Here is an 18884-nt window from a genome sequence, read left to right as displayed (position 1 = left end):
TCTCCTATTGTTATTTATTTTGTAATGAAAATTGAATTAGATCTATATTTTTTGATTTAAAGCCAGCCTCACAATAAGACAGGTAAAATTCCCACATTCTTTTAAATGTTAAATCAAAACCTTGCTCTTTAATCAAATCCCACTTTTTATTAAATATCTCTCTCCAAATAATCAAAGTATCAGAGTAATGATTTGCATATGAATTGTATTCATCAAACTTTAAACCATTAGTATCAACATAATTTTGTAATTCATTTCTAGAAGGTAAAAAACCTCCAGGAAAAATATATTTTTGGATAAAGTCCTGTTTATTTTTATATCTATCAAACAAGCTATCATCGATAGTTATAGCTTGAATACCCACTGTGCCTGATGAAGTTAGATTATTCTTGATTGTGTTAAAATAGCTATCTAAATAGTTTTGTCCTACTGCCTCTATCATTTCTATAGATGCTATATGATCATATTTACTCTTTAAATCTCTATAATCTTTTATTTCAATATTTACTTTTTCATTAAGTCCACATTTATGGATTCTTTCTTTTGCAAATTCAAATTGTTTTTTTGAAATGGTGATACAATCTAATTTAACATCATAATTAGTGCCCAGGTATTCTGCAAATCCACCCCAACCACAACCAATTTCTAAAATTTTACTTCCATTTGTTGGTTTTAAAAGATCAATCAATTTTTGGTATTTATTATTCTGAGCATTGAAAAGATCTTGCTTAGGGTTCTCAAATATAGCGCTGGAATAAGTTAAGGTTTTATCAAGCCATAAAGAAAAGAAATCATTTCCCAAATCATAGTGTTTTGCGATGTTTTCTTTGCTTCGGTTTTTGGTATTTTTTATAATTTTATTTTTTAAAAAATTAATGAATGGTAAATCAAAAATACCTGAAAATTTATAAATAACATTTATATTTTTTGCAGTTAACTCAATTAAATCAGATAGGTTATTTGTTATAAAAAAATCTTTCATATAAGATTCACCTAATCCAACACTGCCACTTTTAATCAGATTATAATTAAGGCTTTCATCTTTAATTTCTAAGAAAACTTTTAAATTATCATCTGGATTACCAAATTTTAAAACTTCTCCATTAACCTTTTTAATTTCAAGAAAACCATGCTTAATATTTTTTAATGCACTAAATACGATTGAATCTGAAATTTTATAAATTAACATTAATTCTTAATATATTTTTTAATTTTTACTTAAATGGAAACTTAATTCTTTTTATTTAAAAATTAAATGACGCAAAATTGCAGATAAAGTAAGAGGTTTAAGATAATTTATTAGTAAAGTTTAGTCATCAACTTCAGCTAATAAGGATGCATTACCACCCATAGCTGCTGTGTTATTTGATATACTTTGTTCATAACATAGTCTTTTCAAGTATTCAGGGCCCCCTGCCTTAGGTCCTGTTCCAGATTTTTCAAAACCCCCAAATGGCTGTACACCAACAACGGCTCCAATCATATTTCGATTAATATAAATGTTTCCAACTTCTGCTTTGGAAATGATTTTATCAATAGTTTTATCTAATCTACTGTGGATACCTAATGTTAAACCAAAACCTAAATCATTAATGTCATCAATTAATTCATTTAATTCTGAAGCTTTATATTTAACAATATGTACTACAGGACCAAAAACTTCATTTTTTAAATCACTTAATTTTTTTATTTCTATTAAAGTTGGTGGAATGAAATATCCTAAATCATTTTGAAAATTTGTTTGATAAACATTATCAAAATTATCAATATGTTTTTTTATACTGTTGTAAGCCTCCTCATCAATTACTGGTCCAATATCTGTTGAAAGTTTTTCTGGATTTCCAATATTTTGAGTATTCATTGCACCAATTAATGTATCTTTAATTTTTTTGTACACATTTTCTTCTACGCATAAAATTCTACAAGCTGAACATCTTTGTCCGGCACTATCAAATCCTGAATTCACAACATCTTTAACAACATGTTCTGGTAAAGCTGAGCTATCAACAATCATACAATTTAAACCACCTGTTTCTGCAATAAAATTAGTAATACTCTCTTGTTTTTGTAAGTTTGATTGGATAATTTTTGCTGTATTTAGAGAGCCAGTAAATAAAACATTTCTAAGTTTTTTATCATTAATAACTTTGTTGGAAATTAATGAACCGTTACCCAAGATCAAGGCAATTGAATTTTTAGGTAGTCCTGCTTTTAATAAAAGTTTAATTATAAAATATGCTGCATAAGAGGATTGTTCTGCAGGTTTAGTTAAAACAACATTACCAGTAATTAGTGCAGCTATTGTTTGACCTACAAAAATTGCTATAGGAAAATTCCATGGGCTAATTACTAAAGTTAATCCCTTTCCTATTAATCTATATCTATTAAGTTCACCTGTTGGCCCTTTAAGAATTTGTTCTTTAAATATTAAGTTTGCTTCCTTAGAATAGTACCTGCAAAAATCAACAGCCTCTCTAATTTCAGCTATAGAATTTTTAATACTTTTGCCAGATTCTTGTGCGCAAATTTCAATTATTTCCTTAAAATTTTCTTCAATTAAATTAGCAAAATCTAAAATAATTTCTGATTTTTTTTTAATTGGAAAATTTTTCCACGCTATAGAGTAATCTTTGAGGTTATTAATTGCTTCATCTACAATTTGATCTGTAGCAAAATATTTTGAACCTAATAAGGTAAAATCACTTGGTGAAATAATATCTAATTTTTTATCAGATTTTATGTCTTCACCATTTATAATTGAAAATGCATTTATATTATTTAGTTTTTTTATAACTTTATAATTATTAATCACAGATTCTTCACTTATATCCAGACCTTTTGAATTATCTCTATTGCCCAAAATATTCATTGGTAAAGGAATTTTGTCAGTTTTTAACTTATCTAGCTTCAAAAATGGTGATTGAATCAATTTATCAATATCAAAATTTTTGGATTTTAGTTGATGAATAAAAGACGTATTTGCACCATTTTCTAATAATCTTCTAACTAAATATGGTAACAAATCCTTATAGCCTCCTACTGGAGCATATACTCTACATTTAAAATCAGGTTTATTTTCTAAAAATGAATATATCTCATCACCCATCCCATGCAATTTTTGGAATTCAAAATTAGTGTTTTTAAATAGAGTATGAATATAAGAAATACTATGTGCATTATGAGTGGCAAATTGTGAAAAGATATTTTTATTTACTAATAGTTTATGTGCACAAGCTAGATAAGATATGTCTGTAGCAAATTTCTTTGTAAAAACAGGGTAGTTTTCAAAACCTCCTTCTTGAGCGATTTTGATTTCTGTATCCCAATAAGCACCTTTGACTAATCTAATATTAATTTTTTTATCAACACTTTGTAAATAATCATTGAGCCAATCTAATAAGAAAAATGTTCTTTTTTGATATGCTTGAATAGCAAATCCAAAACCGTGATAAACATTGTCAATTAATTTGCTTTCAATAATATCTTTAAACATGAAAAGTGATAAATTTAATCTATCAGCTTCCTCAGCATCAATACAAATATCTACTTTATTTTCTCTACCTAATTCCACAAGTTTAAAAATTTTTGGTAATAGTTCTTTTTTTAGTAAATCAAATTTGTTTCTTTCGTATCTTGGATGTAATGAAGATAGCTTAATTGAAATACTTTTTTTATGTGGATTTAAACTTTTTCCTGTTTGTAAAATAGCTTCTTCATATTGACTGTAATATCTTTCTGAATCTTCATAAGTTACTGCTGCTTCACCAAGCATATCAAATGAAAAAGTGTATTTATCATTTTTTTTATTATCACTTTGTTTAATTGCTTTTTTTATATCTCGCTCAAATACAAATTGTTTAGCTAAAATATTTATTGCTTGTTTAATGGCATTTCTTAATAATGGTCCAGATAGATTTTTAACCATCTTGACTAAAATATTTTTATTTTCTTGAGGTTTTTCTTCTACTATTTTTCCTGTTAACAAAAACGCTATAGAAGAAATGTTTACAAAAACATCATTTTCATTCTTTATGTGTTTATTCCAATCTCCAATAGGAATTTTATCTTCAATTAAATCATTTATAGTTGCGGCATCTGGTATTCTAAGTAATGCTTCTGCTAAACACATTAAAACAACACCTTCGTTACTAGTCAATGAAAACTCATGTATTAATTTAGCAAATGGGCTTATTTCTTTATAATTTATTGCGCTGTCTATGATTTCACGTGAAAGGTTATCAATTTTACTGTGATTAATTTCTGAAAAGTTTCCAATGGTTTTTATTAAATGGTTATTAACCAATGAAGCTTGGTCAGTATATTTGTGTTTGAATATATTATTCATAATAAGTAACTTTGTTGATAAATTACTAGAAAATTAGACTAAAATGACTAAAAATAATTACTGTATTAATGTAAATAAAAGAATTAATTACTAATTGATATATTTTCAATAGCAAATATTATGGTATATTAACAATTATAGGTAAATTTTACTATGATAGATAAAATAGATAAACAGTTAATCTCACTACTAGCGAAGAATGCACAAACTACACTTAGTGAGCTAGCAAAAGCTGTTAACTTATCAATTTCACCATGCCAAAGTAGAATCAAAAAACTAGAACAACAAGAATATATTCTTGGCTATCATGCTCATATAAATTTTAAAAAGTTAGAAAAAGCACACATAGCCTTTGTTCAAATTTCTTTATCGGATACACGAGCTAAAGCACTAGATCAATTTAATTCTGAGGTAAAAAAATTAGAAGCTGTTGAACAATGCCATATGATTGCAGGAAACTTTGACTATTTATTAAAAGTTAGAACTAACAATATAAACACTTATCGTTTGCTGTTATCTGAAAAAATATCCTCATTACCAAATGTTGCATCTACTTCTACATTTGTTTCCATGGAGAGTGTAAAAGAATAGTCCATGAGATAACCTTAATTTAATAATTAATATTAATTTTCTATAGAAATATTGTTTTTAACTTTAATTTTTTTTTTTATAAATTTAATTCCTTTTGTCCATAATTTAAATGCCTCAAAATGTATTGCGATAATAATTTTAAATGTCATCAATGGATGTCTTAAATAAGATTTCATAAGATTGTAATTATTTAATTCACTTTTAATACCATCTTGTGAAGCGTATAATATTTTGCCAACTGGATCATTTAGGTCAATTATTACAGATATTTTATTACCAGGTTTCAACAGTCTAAAAAAATAAATACAATTCATTTCAATAAATGGAGATACATGAAATTTTTTCTTACACACATGTTGAATAAGATTTTGGTCTTTTTCAGTTTTAAAAACATAAACATGTTGCTCGCCAAATGTGTTCTTAACTTCATATAATATTGATATTAAATCAGAATTTTTGTCATATACATAAAAAACACTTAAAGGGTTAAATACATACCCAAATATTCTTGGGTAGCATAAAAGTTTTATTTGAATATTGTTAGTGTCAATATTATTTTTTTTAAGATTTTCTAAAACCCAGTCCTTAAGAGAGCTTCCATCTCTTGCTCCATGGTCCTTATCAAAGAAACTAATAATATTAAATTTATTATATGAAAATATCTTTAGGGTTTTGTGTAATAGGCTTATTTCTGATAAATCTATAAGTAGCGAAAATACACTATAATTGAAGCTATGAATTTTGGGCTTAAATCTTTTATGAATTACGTTTCCTGTATAAATATAAGAATTTTTAATCATTCAGCGTTTTTAACATATCAATAGACGACTTTATTCCATCCTCATGAAAACCATAACCAAAATAACTACCACAAAATAAAATATGTTTTTGATTTTGAATTTTATGTAGATTGCTTTGATTATTTAATGCTTCAGTATCGTAATAAGGGTGAGTAAATGATACTTTTTTAAATATTTTATCATTTGGAATTTCTTTAAATGGATTTATTGTTAAAAAAATATCTCTATCTATCTTCAAATTTTGTAACTGGTTTATCCAATATGTTACAGCTGTCTTTTTATTATTAGCTGAATCCATTGAAGAATTCCAAGCACACCATGCTTTTTTATTTTTAGGCATAACACTTTCATCAAAATGTATTACTGCAGTGTTTGCTCTATATTTAAATTTCTTTAATATTGTCTCCTCGTCTAGTGTTGGATTATCAATTATCTTTAATGCTTCATCTGCGTGGGTTGCTATTACAACTTTATCATAATCAAAGAACTCATTTTCCTCTCCATAAAAAATTTTAACACCTAAATCATTTCTGGTAATTTTATTTATATTGTAATTCTTAAAATGTTCACCACTAACTTGGTCTATTATTTTATCAACATAAGTTTTGCTCCGATTTGCAACTGTAAACCATTGAGGTCTATCTTTAATTTTAAACAGCCCGTGATTCTTAAAAAAACTTAGAAAAAAAGATAATGGCATTTGTTTTGCTTCATATGGTGGCATCGACCATATTGCAGATACCATTGGTATAATATGATAATTAATAAAATAACCTGAAATTTTTATTTCTTTTAAATATTCTCCTAATGTTATTGAACTAATTTTTTTAATTTCTATTTTTTCACAATTTTTATAAAAGCTTAAAATTTCAAAAAACATTTTTAAGAATTTTGGATTAAATAAATTTTTTTTATTGGAAAAAATTCCACCTAATCCTTTTCCACAATATTCTAAGTCACTATTTTCTACAGTAACAGAAAATGACATATCGCTTTTTTCAATCTCTATTTTATTTTCTGAAAAAAAATTAATTAAATTTGGATAAGTTTGCTTATTAAAAACCATAAATCCAATATCTATTGGGATTTCTTTATTAGGTTTATAAGCAACCTTTATTGTATTTGCATGGCCACCAAACTGATTTTCTTTTTCAAACAAATCTACTTTATGTTTTTTTGATAGATAATAAGCAGCACTCAATCCTGATATGCCCGCACCCACTACAGCAATTTTCATCTTGGTAAAAATCTAAGCTGCCGTATCTTCGTACTCTTCCATAGACGGACATGTACAAAACAAGTTTTTATCTCCATAAACATTATCTACTCTACCAACTGGAGGCCAATATTTATTTGTTCTTAAAAAATCTGAAGGATAAGCGGCCTCTTCTCTTTCATACTTATGATCCCACTTATTGGATGTTAATTCAACGTGAGTATGTGGCGCATTCTTCAATGGGTTGTCAGTCTTGTCATATTCGCCAGACTGAATTTTATTTATCTCTTGTTTTATTTTTATAAGAGTAGAGCAAAACTTGTCAATTTCACTCAAACTTTCACTTTCTGTAGGTTCAATCATCATTGTACCAGCAACAGGCCAGGACATTGTTGGAGCATGATAGCCAAAATCAATCAATCGTTTTGCAATATCTTCTTCTGTAATCCCTGTTTCACTTTTTATTGTTCTGATATCAATGATACATTCATGAGCTACATTGCCACTTTTACCCTTATACAAAATTGGAAAAGAGTCTTTTAATTTATGTGCAATGTAATTTGCATTTAGTATTGCAACTTGTGATGCTTTTCTTAAGCCTTCAGAGCCCATCATCTTTATATACATCCATGAAATTGATAAAATACTTGAGCTGCCCCAAGGTGCTGCAGATACCGCTCCCATTCCAGTCGCAGGTCCACAATCTTTTATAACAGAATGCTTTGGTAAAAATACTTCTAAATGTTTTTTACATGCTATTGGTCCCATACCAGGCCCTCCACCTCCATGGGGTATACAAAATGTTTTGTGTAAATTTATATGACAAACATCTGGTCCAAAATTTCCTGGTTTTGCAATACCTACTAATGCATTTAAATTTGCTCCATCCATATAAACCTGTCCACCATGATTATGGATTAATTCACAAATGTCAGTTATTTTTTCCTCAAAAACGCCATGTGTTGATGGATAAGTAACCATAAGAGCAGCTAAATTTTCCGAGTGTTCTTCAGCTTTATTTTTTAGATCTTCATAATCTACATTTCCATACTGATCACATTTAACAACGACAACTTTCATACCAACCATTTGAGCACTAGCAGGGTTAGTGCCATGTGCAGAACTTGGAATTAAACAAACATTTCTATTTTTATCACCATTTTTTTCATGATATTTACGAATTACCATTAAACCAGCAAACTCTCCTTGAGCTCCAGCATTTGGTTGCAATGATACTCCAGAAAATCCAGTAATTGATCTTAACCAGTTTTTTAAATCAGTGAATAACTCTCTGTAACCGTCCATTTGTTCTACAGGAGAAAAAGGATGTGGCTGCGAAAACTCTTTCCAGGTTACTGGTATCATTTCTGAAACTGCATTAAGCTTCATAGTGCATGAACCTAAAGCAATCATAGATTTATTTAAAGCAATATCAGAGTCTTCTAATTTTTTTAGATAACGAAGCATTTCTGTTTCTGAATGGTAATTATTAAAAACTGGGTGATCCAAATAAGTTGAAGTTCTTAATAAGTTTTTTGGGATATTAGATAAACTCTCATTCATAGATTCTTTAATTGTTTCTGAGCAGTTAAAAATTTTTAATAACTGATTTGCTCTATAAAGATTTTTTCGTTCATCAAAAGATACTGCTAGCATTTCAGAATTCACTTTTCTGATATTTACTCCTTGATCTAAAGCATTTTTGTATATCTTCTCTGTTTTATCTAGAGTTTTTATTGTTACCGTATCAAAGAAATCATTTGAATAAAGTTCATAACCAGATTGTTTTAATTTATCTGCAAAATTTTTAGTCAGTTGAGAAACACTTTCTGCAATCTTTTTAATTCCTTGTGGACCATGGTAAACAGCATAAGCTGCAGAAACTATTGCTAATAGTGCCTGTGCAGTACAAATATTACTTGTAGCTTTATCTCTTCTTATATGCTGCTCTCTTGTTTGAAGTGCGAGTCTGTATGCTTTTTTTCCATGTCTATCTACTGAAACACCTACTATTCTACCTGGCATTGATCTTTTATACTCATCTTTTGTAGCAAAAAATGCTGCGTGTGGACCACCATAACCCATTGGAATTCCAAAACGTTGCGAACTACCAACTGCAATATCAGCACCTAACTCAGCAGGTGTTTTTAGTTTAGCGAGTGCTAGTAAATCACATGCAAGAACTGCTTTTCCATTAAATTTATGTATTTTACTAATAGCCTCACTTGGGTCTTTTATATCTCCAAGGGTGCCAGGGTATTGAATAATACCACATATAATATCTTCTTTAATATCTTTATCTTCGTCACCAACTATTATTTCTAAACCTAAAGGTTCAGCTCTTGTTTTAATAACATCGATAGTTTGAGGGTGACAATTTTTTGAAACAAAAACTTTTTTAGATTCAGACTTAGATATTCTATAGCTTAATCCCATAGCTTCTGCTGCTGCTGTTCCTTCATCCAAAAGAGAGGCATTAGCAATATCCATTCCTGTAAAGTCAATTATCATTTGTTGAAAATTTAATAACATTTCCAATCTACCTTGTGCTACTTCTGGCTGGTAAGGAGTATAAGAAGTGTACCATCCTGGATTTTCTAAAATATTTCTAAGTATTACATATGGTGTATAAGTTCCGTAATAACCCATTCCTATAAAGCTAGAATAAACTTTATTTTTTTTAGCTATATCTTTTAGTTTTCTAAGTGCTTTATATTCAGAGTTTGGATCTCCAATATCTAAGTCATCTTTAAGAAGGATTTTTTCTGGTACAGTGTCTTTTATTAAATCATCAAGACTTTTATAGCCTAATTCTTTAAGCATAACATTTTGTTCATTAACTGATGGACCTATATGTCTTTGTATAAAATCTTTTTGAGCATTTTTTAACATTTAACTACCACTTTCTTTTGAAAATTTTTCGTATTCTTCTTTATTCATTAATGAATCCATTTCAGACTTATCAGTAATTTTTAATTTAAAAAACCATGCATCATTTTCTGGATCGTTATTAACCTTTGCGGGATCATCAACAATTGCTTGATTGTTTTCGATAATTTCTCCAGATACAGGAGTATAAATATCACTTGCAGCTTTTGTTGATTCTACAACACCTGCATTACCATCTTTAACAACAGAGGACCCTATCTCTGGTAGCTCTACAAAAACAATATCACCTAGCATTTCGGTTGCATGTTGTGTGATTCCTATAACAGCAGTATCTCCATCTAATTTTATCCACTCGTGTTCTTTTGAATATTTTACTTCACTCATTTGCTAGCTCCTTTCACATAACTTTTTTTATAAAATGGCAAATTACTTATAATTGCCGGATATTTTTTTCCTCTCACTTCTAAAAAAACCTTAGTATCAATTTTAGAAAATGAATTTTCTACATAACCCATGGCGACTGAAGCCTGAACACTCGGACCAAAAGTTCCACTTGTAATTTCCCCAATATTTTTATCATCTTCACTAAATATTGAAGTTTTTTCTCGAGCTATAATTCTTCCCTCTGGCTTAATACCTACACGGATCTTACTTACCCCTTTCTCGATTTGAGATTTAATTTTTTCACATCCAATAAATCCACCCTCAAGAATTCTATTCTTTGATATTGCCCACTTTAAATTGGCTTCTACTGGGCTTTTATTGATATCCATGTCATGACCATATAAACAAAGTCCTGCCTCTAATCTTAGGGTATCTCTGGCGCCTAACCCAATTAAACTGGCCCCTTCATCTAAGAGGTTTTGCACAAACACCTCTGTATCATCATTTTTTATAGATACTTCAAACCCATCTTCACCTGTATAGCCCGATCTTGTGATATAAATATTTTCTTTAAGATAATTAAATATATCACCATTCATAAATTTTAGATCTGATACTCCATTGATTATCTTTTCTAATATTTGGACTGCTTTTGGTCCCTGTATTGCTATAAGAGATAGCTCTTCACTTAAAATCATTTCATACTTATTTTCTAATAATTTAGATAAAAGTTTAAAATCTGTATTCTTACAAGCAGCATTCAATACAATGTTAAAACCACCTTCAACTTTAGTGATAATTAAATCATCGTAAATTCCCGCTTCTTCATTCATTAAAAAACTATATTTTGACTGATTTAATTTAGCTTTACTCAATTCAGCTGGAAAAATTCTTTCAAGACTTTTTGCTAATGTGTCATCTCCTTTAATAAATAGCTGACCCATATGTGACACATCAAAAATACCTGCATTTTCTCTTGTACTTTTATGCTCCTCAATAATTCCTTTAGAATATTGAATTGGCATTTGATAACCAGCAAATGGAACAAATTTAGCTCCATACTTTTGATGTAAATTGTAAAGTGCTGTTTTTATATTTTCCATATTAACTCACTGTACCCATCTGTATGTTTGCCTGAGAGTTTTATTCCGTCGGCGAGAACTTAATCTCTTTCCAGAGTTAATATGTTACGGTCCTTTTTGCCTGAGAGATTCCTGGGTGGTTGCTCCTTCGGCGCTACGATAGTCTGTAGTCTCTCCCGTATACAAGAATAATCTACCAGATGTATGTCAGAGTCAATTAATAATTTTTTCTTTTTTATTAGATAAAAGCAAAGATGAAAACTGAAGTAAAACAGCAAATAGAATAATTGCACCACCAATTAATGTAAATAATGATGCCCGTTCACCTGCAAATAAAAAAGCCCAAAAGGGCCCCAAAACAGATTCGGATAGCATAATTACTCCAACCATTGCTGAAGGTGTGCTACGTGCGCCAATGGTAATGAATATAAAACCAAAACCAACTTGGAAAAAGCCTGCTAAGAAACCTAAAAATATATCATTAGGTGAAACCATTAAACTATGTGAATAGTAAATACATACACTTAACCCTATTAAACATGAGCTTACACCAGCAACAAATTGAGCAGGTATCATGTCTACTGTAGGAAATTTTCTTACAATCATGATTAAGACCGCAAATGTGATAGGCATTGTAAATGCAGCCAAATTTCCTGAAAGATTACCTGGTCTCAAATCATTTCCAACCATTAATGTAACTCCTGTTATTGCTAATATTATTGAAACTAAAGTGATTGTTGAAATTTTTTCCTTTAAAAATAAGTAACCAAAAATTGCAAGAAATAAAATCTGTAATGATATTATAAAATTAGTATTAGCAACTGATGTATTAGACATTGCATATACATAACCACAAAATCCAAATGATAATACAATACCTCCGAAAAAACCTGGTAATCCTGACTTATAAAAAGAGCTTAAAGTTTTCTTTTTGTAGGTAATTATTAGGAAGGTTAAAACGGTAAGTGTAAAAAATAAAGATCTCCAAAAAAGAATTTGCCACTCGGTAGAGCCTTCAAATTTTTTTACAATAAGCCCTCCAAAACTTAAACTTAAAGCTCCCATAAAAATCAGCAATGGACCAGGAATTTTATTAATTACATTCATTTAAATATTTATTTGTATCTTCTGTGTATGCTTTAAATATATTCTGGGCTTCTTCAAGGCTTACTTCCTTAAAGTTTATTTTTGTTCCAGGTGTTAATTGCCCAACTAAATCAAGGTCAGCAGAAATAACTACACCAATTTTAGGATATCCTCCAACTGTTCCATGATCAGATAACATTATTATTGGATTGCCATCAGCAGGAACCTGAATAACTCCTCTTACTAGACCTTCTGATTTGATATTAGTGTTTTCTATATTTTCTAATTTAGGACCTTTCAATCTTATGCCCATTCTATCGACAAGATTTGTGATTAAAAAATCTTCATTAAAAAATTTGTCTATTGCATTCTTAGAAAAATACTCAAAATTTGTACCTTTAATAATTCTGATGATATTATCAGTTGAATGCTCATAATTTATTTTTTTATTTATTGTGTTTTTAATATCTATTTTTTTAATAAAAATTTTATCATTTAAGGAATATTTTTTTCCATCATTTGGTCCAATATTTGCTTTAGTATTTATGGAATAACTACCCCAGGTTTTTTCTACATCAAAGCCACCATTAACAGCTAAATATCCATACGTAGAATTTTTGGTTGATATTATATCTATTTGATCCTCCTCATCTAAAATATAACTTTTATAACACTCACCATCTTCAATCTCTAAATTTTTTCTAATAATCTTAAAAAAAATATCTCCAGATATTGCAAAATTAATTTTTCCATTCTTTAACTTTAAAAGAGGGCCTTGGTATGCAAACTCTACTACAGGCTCATTTAATTGATTGTCAACCAACCTATTTGATAATATGTAATTTCTTTGGTCAATTGCACCACTTACTGCAATTCCAACATAATATAAGTGATTTCTACCTTTATCTTGAATGGTAGTGTTAACTCCCGCTCTTAAAATTTCAAAATATGCTTTATTCATTCCAATTTAGATATTCTTCTTTTGTTATTTGATAAAAACTTACTTTATCACCTGGATTAACTAGAGCTGGTTGAGCTAAATTTTTATCATCAAAAATTTTCTTTGGGGTGTTACCAATAATATTCCAACCACCAGGGCTTTCAAAAGTATAAATATTTGCAAATTGCTCTGTTATTCCTACCGATCCTTTAGGCATCTTTAATCTTGGTGTTTCCAATCGATTGCATCTAATATTTTCATTAAGATCCCCTAAAAAAGGCATTCCAGCAATAAAACCTGTCATATAGCAAAAGTATTCTTTGTTGAAATATAGTTCTAATATTTTATCTTTATCTATATTTAATTTTTCAGTTAGCCTTAAAAAATCCAGTCCATACTCATCATCACAACAAACTGGGATTTTAATTTTTTGATTATTGTTTTTAATATCTCTATTAATAGTTAAACCTTCTATAAAATTTTTAATTTTTTTATAGTTGGTTATATTTAAATCAAAACTAATGATTAATTTATTATACGAGGGTGTTAAGTTGGTTATTCCTTCAATTTTTTTATCTTTTATTAATTTGGATATATAGTGAAAATAATCTATGACATTTGCATTTATCGTTTCATTAACCTCTGAGCCAAAATCACAATATACGGCTGCATCACCAAGATTTGATATATTTTTAACCATGCCATGTTATACTCCAGACTAAAGAGTATGGAAATTAATATCAATTGTGATTTAGGAGAAAAATCCAAGTTTCATTCTATCAAGAATGATCCAGAGTTACTTAATATTGTAAATTCTGCCAACATTGCATGTGGCTACCATGCGGGAGATGAACAAACAATGGATATGGTTATTCAAATTTCAAAAAAAAATGGTGTTAGTTTAGGTGCCCACCCTTCTTTTAATGATCCTGAAAACTTTGGAAGAAAAAGAATGAATTTAAATTCTTTAGAAATAAAAAAACTAATTTTTGAGCAATATGAAATATTACAAAAGATTGCTCAAAAACATAATGAAAACATAACCCATATTAAACCACATGGAGCACTTAACAATATGGCTTGTGAAGACTTAGAGTTAGCCACAACTCTAGCCCTGGCTATTAAAGAAATTAACAAAGATATTATTTATCTTGTCCCAACTGGTTCTCAAATGGAAGTTGCTGCTAAGAAAAATGGTTTGAGAATAGCTTGTGAAATTTTTGCAGATAGAAATTATGAAGATAATGGAAACTTAATTTCTAGAAGTAAACCAAATGCTTTAATCACTGACCCTGAATTAGCAAAAAAACATGTGCTGAGCATGGTTAAAAATCAGGCAATAAATTGTCTCAGTGGTAAACGGATACCTTGCGAGATTGACTCAGTTTGTATACATGGTGATAATGAAAGTTCATTGGCAACTGCAAAATCTATCAGAGATAATTTGGTTGATAATGGCTTAGAACTAAAACCTTTAAATAAAATGGATAAATTTAATTAAAAAATGAAAAAACTTATTTATACTTTACTAATAATTATAGCACTTACTAATAATTCATTTTCCGCAGGGAGTAGCAATGATAACGATTCTACACCAAAAGTGTCAGACTATACAAAAGCAAAAAATTTAATTAAAGCTGCCAAGAAATATGAAAAAAAAGGTAAAACTGAAAAGGCAAAAAAAAGATACACAAAAGCACAAAAGCTTCTTTTAAAATCTAATGAGAAAAAACCACTACAGGCAGATACTTTAAATTATTTAGGTTTTACTACTAGAAAACTTGGAGATTACGATAGAGGTGAAAAATTTTACTTACAAGGCTTAGAAATTGAACCCAATCATAATGGAATAAATGAGTACCTTGGTGAGCTTTATGTGACTACTAATAGAATGGATATGGCTAAAGAAAGATTGGAAGTTTTAAAAACCTGCAACTGTGAAGAGTATGACGAACTAAAAGAAATAATTGAAGGTACAAAAAAATCTAAATATTAAATTTTAATTAATATTTGCTGACATTTTATTTGGTAACCATAGTGCGATCTCAGGAAAAATTATTACAATAATAACTGCTAGTATCATGAGTAAAAAAAGTGGAAAAGCACTTCTTGCAATAAATCCCATATCTTTATTTGCCATACTTTGGAGAACGAATAAATTAAACCCTACTGGTGGAGTAATTTGAGCCATCTCAACAACTATTACTAAATATATACCAAACCAAATCATATCAAAGCCAGCCTGTCTAATCATTGGCTCTATAATAGCCATAGTTAAAACAACTGCAGAAATTCCATCTAAAAACATACCTAAAATTATATAAAATATAGTTAATACAAATAATAATGTGTATGGAGATAAGTTCATTCCATCAATCCAAATTGCTAAATTTCTTGGCAATCCTGTAAAACCCATCGCTAAAGATAAGAAAGTTGAGCCCGCAATAATAAAAGCAATCATACAAGAAGTTTTGGTTGCACCTAATAAAGATAAATTAAATGTTTTTTTACTTAGTGTTCCTTGAAAAAAGGATAGTATTAAAGCACCAACAACACCTAAAGATGCAGCTTCAGTAGCTGTTGCTATACCAGTATAAATTGAACCAATTATAGATGTAATAAGAAGTATTACAGGTAATAACTGTTTTGACCCCTGAACTTTTTCTACAAAAGAAAAGTTTTTAGTCGATTTGGGCATTAATTTTTTGTTTAAAATAGACCAGGAAATTACATATAACATGAACATCACTGCAAGCATTATCCCAGGTAAAATTCCTGCCATAAATAATTTTGCTATTGAGTCCTCAATAGTAACTCCATAAATAATTAATATAATAGATGGCGGGATCAGCAACCCCAAAGTTCCTGATCCTGCTAAAGTTCCTAATAGTAATTTTTCTGGATATTTTCTTTTTCTCAATTCGGGGATAGACATTTTTCCTACAGTTGCTACTGTTGCTGCTGAAGACCCTGATATTGCAGCAAATAATGCACACCCAACAACATTCACATGTACTAATCCACCAGGTAATTTTGATAACCATGGTGATAAGCCTTTAAATAAATTTTCTGATAATTTAGTTCTAAATAAAATTTCACCCATCCAAACAAAAAGAGGGAGAGCTGTTAATGTCCAGGATGAGCTTGTTCCCCATATTGTCGTTGCCATTGCATCCCCAACAGGCCTAGTTGTAAATAACAACATACCAATTGCAGATACAGCTATCATACTTAAAGCAACCCAAATACCTGAACCTAATAAGAATAGTAATAAAGAAATAAAAAATATTGTTAAATATATCTCTGTCATATTTAATCTATTTTCTTATTTAGGATTGAAAAAACTAAATGATGAAATACACAAATAAAAAATACAAAAGAGCCAATTGCTAAGCTGCTTTGCGGTATCCATATAAGTATTTCATCCGCACCCTCACTTCTTTCTTCAAATTTTACTGAAATAATGACCATTTTAATAAAATAATACGCCATAAAACCAGAGAAAAAACTTCCTACTGAAAGACACCATATTTCGACAAATCTTCTTTTTTTACTTTCAATTTTTTCTATAAATAAGGTTATTCTGATATGAGCTTTGTCATAAAATGTGTAAGCTAATGCAAAAAAAGATGATGCTCCCATACTATAGCCTGAATACTCAGCAAGTCCTCTTATATAAAAACCAAAAATTCTAGAACTAATTCCAGTTAAGATAAATACTGCCACTAATATAAGAAATATTGCTGCAATGTAACCTGAAATTTTATAAGTAGATTTTAGGAAATTATTAATACTATTAATCATAATAAAAAGGCCATTAATAGATAATGGCCTTTTAATTTACAATGTTATTAATATGCAGCTAAAACCGCTTGTCCTCTAGAACCAGCTCTACTAGCCCATTCTTTTGACATGGTTGCTCCAACTTCTTTAAAGTGTTCATTCAAAGCTGAATTTACTTTGCCAACTTTCATACCTGCGTCAGCTAAAGCTTTTTTATCTGCTTTGTTTCCTTTTATAGATAGCGCCCAACCTTTTTTCTCTGCTTTAGCAGCTTCTATCATTACTAATTTTCGAGTTGGAAAATCTAACTTGTTCCATGCATCCTTGTTAACAATTATCATATTTTTTGGATACCATGCGGCTATATCATAGAAATATTTTACTCCGTTTTCCCAAATTTTACTGTTCTTGCCAGTAGTTGGTGAAGTGATCATACTTTCAACTGCTCCTGTTGAAAAAGCCTGACTTATTTCAGCAGCTTCGATTTTAGTTGGTGCCATACCAGTAAGTTCAGCTAATCTAATTAAAGAAGAATTGTAAGCTCTAAATTTTAGACCTTTTAAATCAGCTTTTGAACTAATTTCTTCCTTACTATAAAGTCCTTGTGCTGGCCATGGTACAGCATATAAAAATACTAATCCTTTAGAATCTAAACCTTTAACAATCTCTGGTTTTGATGCTTTGTATAATCTCATTGCATCATCATATGATGAGGCAAGAAATGGTTGAGAGTCTATTTCTAACAATGGATCTTCTTTACCCAAAGCTGACATAAATCTCTCACCAATTTGAGCCTGTCCAGTTCGAACAGCTCTAAAGATTTCTCCACCTTTATACAGTGAGCCACCTGGATGAGTAACTATTGTTAATTTTCCACCACTTTTATCTGAAACATTTTTAGCAAACTCTGTTGCATTTGCAGAATGAAAGTTAGAAGCACCATAAGCTAGCGCCATATCCCATTTTTCTGCTGAAAATGCTGTATTTGTGTTTAGTAAAATTGCAAAAAATAATACTAAAATTTTATTAATTATATTCATTGTTTCTCCAATTTGTTAAGTCTCTATTTCATTACGAACACTAATTAAAAGCAATAAAAAAATATTATACTTTAGATTGAATTATTGTAAATTTTCAATATTATAAAAATAAATTGATAGAAGAATTCATAATTTTAACCCAAATCATCTTTATAGATATCATCTTAGCTGCTGATAACGCTATTATTATTGGATTAATTGCTGCTAACTTTGTACCAAAGAATAGAAAGCAAATAATTCTCTGGGGAGTTGCTGGAGCTTTAATTTTTAAAATTATTTTTGCTCTTTTTGCTACCTACCTATTTGAATTTTATTATATCAAAATTTTAGGTGGGCTACTTCTAATTTGGATTGTTAATGATTTAAGGAAAGATTTAGTTGAAATGAAGAATAAGATTAAATCACCAGTAAAAAAATCAACAGAGCCTTCATTTGTAAAAAGTATTTATAAAGTTTTATTTGCAGATATTACGATAAGCTTTGATAACGTTATTGGAGTTGTTGGTGCTGCAAAAGGTTATTTTGGCTTCATGATATTTGGTCTTATTTTGTCTGTTGTATTAACTGGGGCATTAGCTACTTATTTAGCAAACTATATTCAAAAACATTTATGGATAGCCTATGTAGGCCTAGGTTTTATTTTAATTGTGGCACTACAATTAATAATTGGTGGATTAAATGATTATGGCGTTTTATCAATTAACGAAACATTTAAACAATATTTTTAA

Annotated in this window: 17 protein-coding genes and 1 riboswitch; of the genes, 4 read left to right on the top strand and 13 right to left on the bottom strand. The window is 29.3% G+C overall.

What is annotated here, in order from left to right:
* Nucleotides 1–10: 10 nt before the first annotated feature.
* Entirely contained in the window at nt 11–1189 is a 1179-nt protein-coding gene (locus ABXT48_RS01340) for a class I SAM-dependent methyltransferase (RefSeq protein ID WP_415278581.1), read from the bottom strand.
* 120 nt (nt 1190–1309) lie between these two features.
* Nucleotides 1310–4345, bottom strand: a complete 3036-nt coding sequence (gene putA, locus ABXT48_RS01335; protein WP_415286700.1) for a bifunctional proline dehydrogenase/L-glutamate gamma-semialdehyde dehydrogenase PutA — start codon at nt 4343–4345, stop codon at nt 1310–1312.
* A gap of 153 nt (nt 4346–4498) precedes the next feature.
* Here putA and ABXT48_RS01330 point away from each other — a divergent pair, with 153 nt between their 5' ends.
* Nucleotides 4499–4936 (top strand): Lrp/AsnC family transcriptional regulator, encoded by a 438-nt coding sequence (locus ABXT48_RS01330; RefSeq protein ID WP_415278578.1) that lies wholly within the window; start codon nt 4499–4501, stop codon nt 4934–4936.
* 32 nt (nt 4937–4968) lie between these two features.
* On the opposite strand, the gene ABXT48_RS01325 is transcribed toward ABXT48_RS01330, so the two are convergent.
* The 8 genes from ABXT48_RS01325 to ABXT48_RS01290 form a co-directional block, all read right to left on the bottom strand.
* Nucleotides 4969–5736 carry a DUF1365 domain-containing protein gene (locus ABXT48_RS01325; RefSeq protein ID WP_415286699.1) on the bottom strand — a complete coding sequence of 256 codons (768 nt, stop codon included), beginning with the start codon at nt 5734–5736 and terminating at the stop codon, nt 4969–4971.
* Entirely contained in the window at nt 5729–6973 is a 1245-nt protein-coding gene (locus ABXT48_RS01320) for an NAD(P)/FAD-dependent oxidoreductase (RefSeq protein ID WP_415286698.1), read from the bottom strand. Before ABXT48_RS01320 ends, ABXT48_RS01325 begins: the two co-directional genes overlap by 8 nt.
* A 12-nt stretch (nt 6974–6985) precedes the next feature.
* Nucleotides 6986–9844 carry an aminomethyl-transferring glycine dehydrogenase gene (gene gcvP, locus ABXT48_RS01315; RefSeq protein WP_415303060.1) on the bottom strand — a complete coding sequence of 953 codons (2859 nt, stop codon included), beginning with the start codon at nt 9842–9844 and terminating at the stop codon, nt 6986–6988.
* Nucleotides 9845–10225, bottom strand: coding sequence for a glycine cleavage system protein GcvH (gene gcvH, locus ABXT48_RS01310; protein ID WP_271505016.1), 381 nt, complete (start codon nt 10223–10225; stop codon nt 9845–9847).
* Complete coding sequence (gene gcvT / locus ABXT48_RS01305) at nt 10222–11328, bottom strand: glycine cleavage system aminomethyltransferase GcvT (protein ID WP_415286696.1); 1107 nt, start codon at nt 11326–11328, stop codon at nt 10222–10224. Before gcvT ends, gcvH begins: the two co-directional genes overlap by 4 nt.
* A gap of 77 nt (nt 11329–11405) precedes the next feature.
* Nucleotides 11406–11496: riboswitch (glycine riboswitch) on the bottom strand.
* A 24-nt stretch (nt 11497–11520) separates the two neighbouring features.
* The gene (locus ABXT48_RS01300) at nt 11521–12414 is read right to left on the bottom strand and encodes a DMT family transporter (RefSeq protein ID WP_415286695.1); all 894 of its coding nucleotides are present in this window, start codon (nt 12412–12414) and stop codon (nt 11521–11523) included.
* Nucleotides 12401–13354: a biotin-dependent carboxyltransferase family protein gene (locus tag ABXT48_RS01295; RefSeq protein WP_415286694.1), complete on the bottom strand. Its 954-nt coding sequence runs from the start codon at nt 13352–13354 to the stop codon at nt 12401–12403. Before ABXT48_RS01295 ends, ABXT48_RS01300 begins: the two co-directional genes overlap by 14 nt.
* Nucleotides 13347–14033, bottom strand: a complete 687-nt coding sequence (locus tag ABXT48_RS01290; RefSeq protein ID WP_415286693.1) for an allophanate hydrolase subunit 1 — start codon at nt 14031–14033, stop codon at nt 13347–13349. Before ABXT48_RS01290 ends, ABXT48_RS01295 begins: the two co-directional genes overlap by 8 nt.
* Before the next feature lie 27 nt (nt 14034–14060).
* Between ABXT48_RS01290 and ABXT48_RS01285 the strand changes: the two genes are divergently transcribed.
* Both ABXT48_RS01285 and ABXT48_RS01280 read left to right on the top strand, forming a co-directional pair.
* Nucleotides 14061–14834, top strand: a complete 774-nt coding sequence (locus ABXT48_RS01285; protein WP_415286692.1) for a 5-oxoprolinase subunit PxpA — start codon at nt 14061–14063, stop codon at nt 14832–14834.
* 3 nt (nt 14835–14837) lie between these two features.
* Nucleotides 14838–15329 (top strand): tetratricopeptide repeat protein, encoded by a 492-nt coding sequence (locus tag ABXT48_RS01280; RefSeq protein ID WP_415286691.1) that lies wholly within the window; start codon nt 14838–14840, stop codon nt 15327–15329.
* A 3-nt stretch (nt 15330–15332) separates the two neighbouring features.
* Here ABXT48_RS01280 and ABXT48_RS01275 read toward each other — a convergent pair whose 3' ends face one another.
* From ABXT48_RS01275 to ABXT48_RS01265, 3 genes are read right to left on the bottom strand one after another with little or no spacing between them, the layout of a single operon-like run.
* Nucleotides 15333–16643 (bottom strand): TRAP transporter large permease, encoded by a 1311-nt coding sequence (locus ABXT48_RS01275; RefSeq protein ID WP_415286690.1) that lies wholly within the window; start codon nt 16641–16643, stop codon nt 15333–15335.
* A gap of 2 nt (nt 16644–16645) precedes the next feature.
* The gene (locus ABXT48_RS01270) at nt 16646–17137 is read right to left on the bottom strand and encodes a TRAP transporter small permease (protein ID WP_415286689.1); all 492 of its coding nucleotides are present in this window, start codon (nt 17135–17137) and stop codon (nt 16646–16648) included.
* A gap of 47 nt (nt 17138–17184) precedes the next feature.
* Nucleotides 17185–18156, bottom strand: coding sequence for a TRAP transporter substrate-binding protein (locus tag ABXT48_RS01265; RefSeq protein ID WP_415286688.1), 972 nt, complete (start codon nt 18154–18156; stop codon nt 17185–17187).
* Between the two features lie 113 nt (nt 18157–18269).
* On the opposite strand from ABXT48_RS01265, the gene ABXT48_RS01260 reads away from it, so the two are divergent.
* Nucleotides 18270–18884 carry a YjbE family putative metal transport protein gene (locus ABXT48_RS01260; protein ID WP_415278562.1) on the top strand — a complete coding sequence of 205 codons (615 nt, stop codon included), beginning with the start codon at nt 18270–18272 and terminating at the stop codon, nt 18882–18884.

The sequence above is a fragment of the Candidatus Pelagibacter sp. Uisw_101 genome, assembly GCF_047727615.1.
Lineage (GTDB): Bacteria > Pseudomonadota > Alphaproteobacteria > Pelagibacterales > Pelagibacteraceae > Pelagibacter.
This window is presented reverse-complemented; position numbering and strand designations above follow the sequence as displayed.

Bases quoted from the DNA above. Each gene is read 5' to 3' on its own strand.
- ABXT48_RS01265 (WP_415286688.1), bottom strand. From the start codon at position 18,156: ATGAATATAATTAATAAAATTTTAGTATTATTTTTTGCAATTTTACTA.
- ABXT48_RS01300 (WP_415286695.1), bottom strand. From the start codon at position 12,414: ATGAATGTAATTAATAAAATTCCTGGTCCATTGCTGATTTTTATGGGA.
- ABXT48_RS01280 (WP_415286691.1), top strand. From the start codon at position 14,838: ATGAAAAAACTTATTTATACTTTACTAATAATTATAGCACTTACTAAT.
- ABXT48_RS01295 (WP_415286694.1), bottom strand. From the start codon at position 13,354: ATGAATAAAGCATATTTTGAAATTTTAAGAGCGGGAGTTAACACTACC.
- gcvT (WP_415286696.1), bottom strand. From the start codon at position 11,328: ATGGAAAATATAAAAACAGCACTTTACAATTTACATCAAAAGTATGGA.
- ABXT48_RS01275 (WP_415286690.1), bottom strand. From the start codon at position 16,643: ATGACAGAGATATATTTAACAATATTTTTTATTTCTTTATTACTATTC.
- ABXT48_RS01330 (WP_415278578.1), top strand. From the start codon at position 4,499: ATGATAGATAAAATAGATAAACAGTTAATCTCACTACTAGCGAAGAAT.
- ABXT48_RS01285 (WP_415286692.1), top strand. From the start codon at position 14,061: ATGGAAATTAATATCAATTGTGATTTAGGAGAAAAATCCAAGTTTCAT.
- gcvP (WP_415303060.1), bottom strand. From the start codon at position 9,844: ATGTTAAAAAATGCTCAAAAAGATTTTATACAAAGACATATAGGTCCA.
- putA (WP_415286700.1), bottom strand. From the start codon at position 4,345: ATGAATAATATATTCAAACACAAATATACTGACCAAGCTTCATTGGTT.
- ABXT48_RS01290 (WP_415286693.1), bottom strand. From the start codon at position 14,033: ATGGTTAAAAATATATCAAATCTTGGTGATGCAGCCGTATATTGTGAT.
- ABXT48_RS01320 (WP_415286698.1), bottom strand. From the start codon at position 6,973: ATGAAAATTGCTGTAGTGGGTGCGGGCATATCAGGATTGAGTGCTGCT.
- ABXT48_RS01270 (WP_415286689.1), bottom strand. From the start codon at position 17,137: ATGATTAATAGTATTAATAATTTCCTAAAATCTACTTATAAAATTTCA.
- gcvH (WP_271505016.1), bottom strand. From the start codon at position 10,225: ATGAGTGAAGTAAAATATTCAAAAGAACACGAGTGGATAAAATTAGAT.
- ABXT48_RS01340 (WP_415278581.1), bottom strand. From the start codon at position 1,189: ATGTTAATTTATAAAATTTCAGATTCAATCGTATTTAGTGCATTAAAA.
- ABXT48_RS01325 (WP_415286699.1), bottom strand. From the start codon at position 5,736: ATGATTAAAAATTCTTATATTTATACAGGAAACGTAATTCATAAAAGA.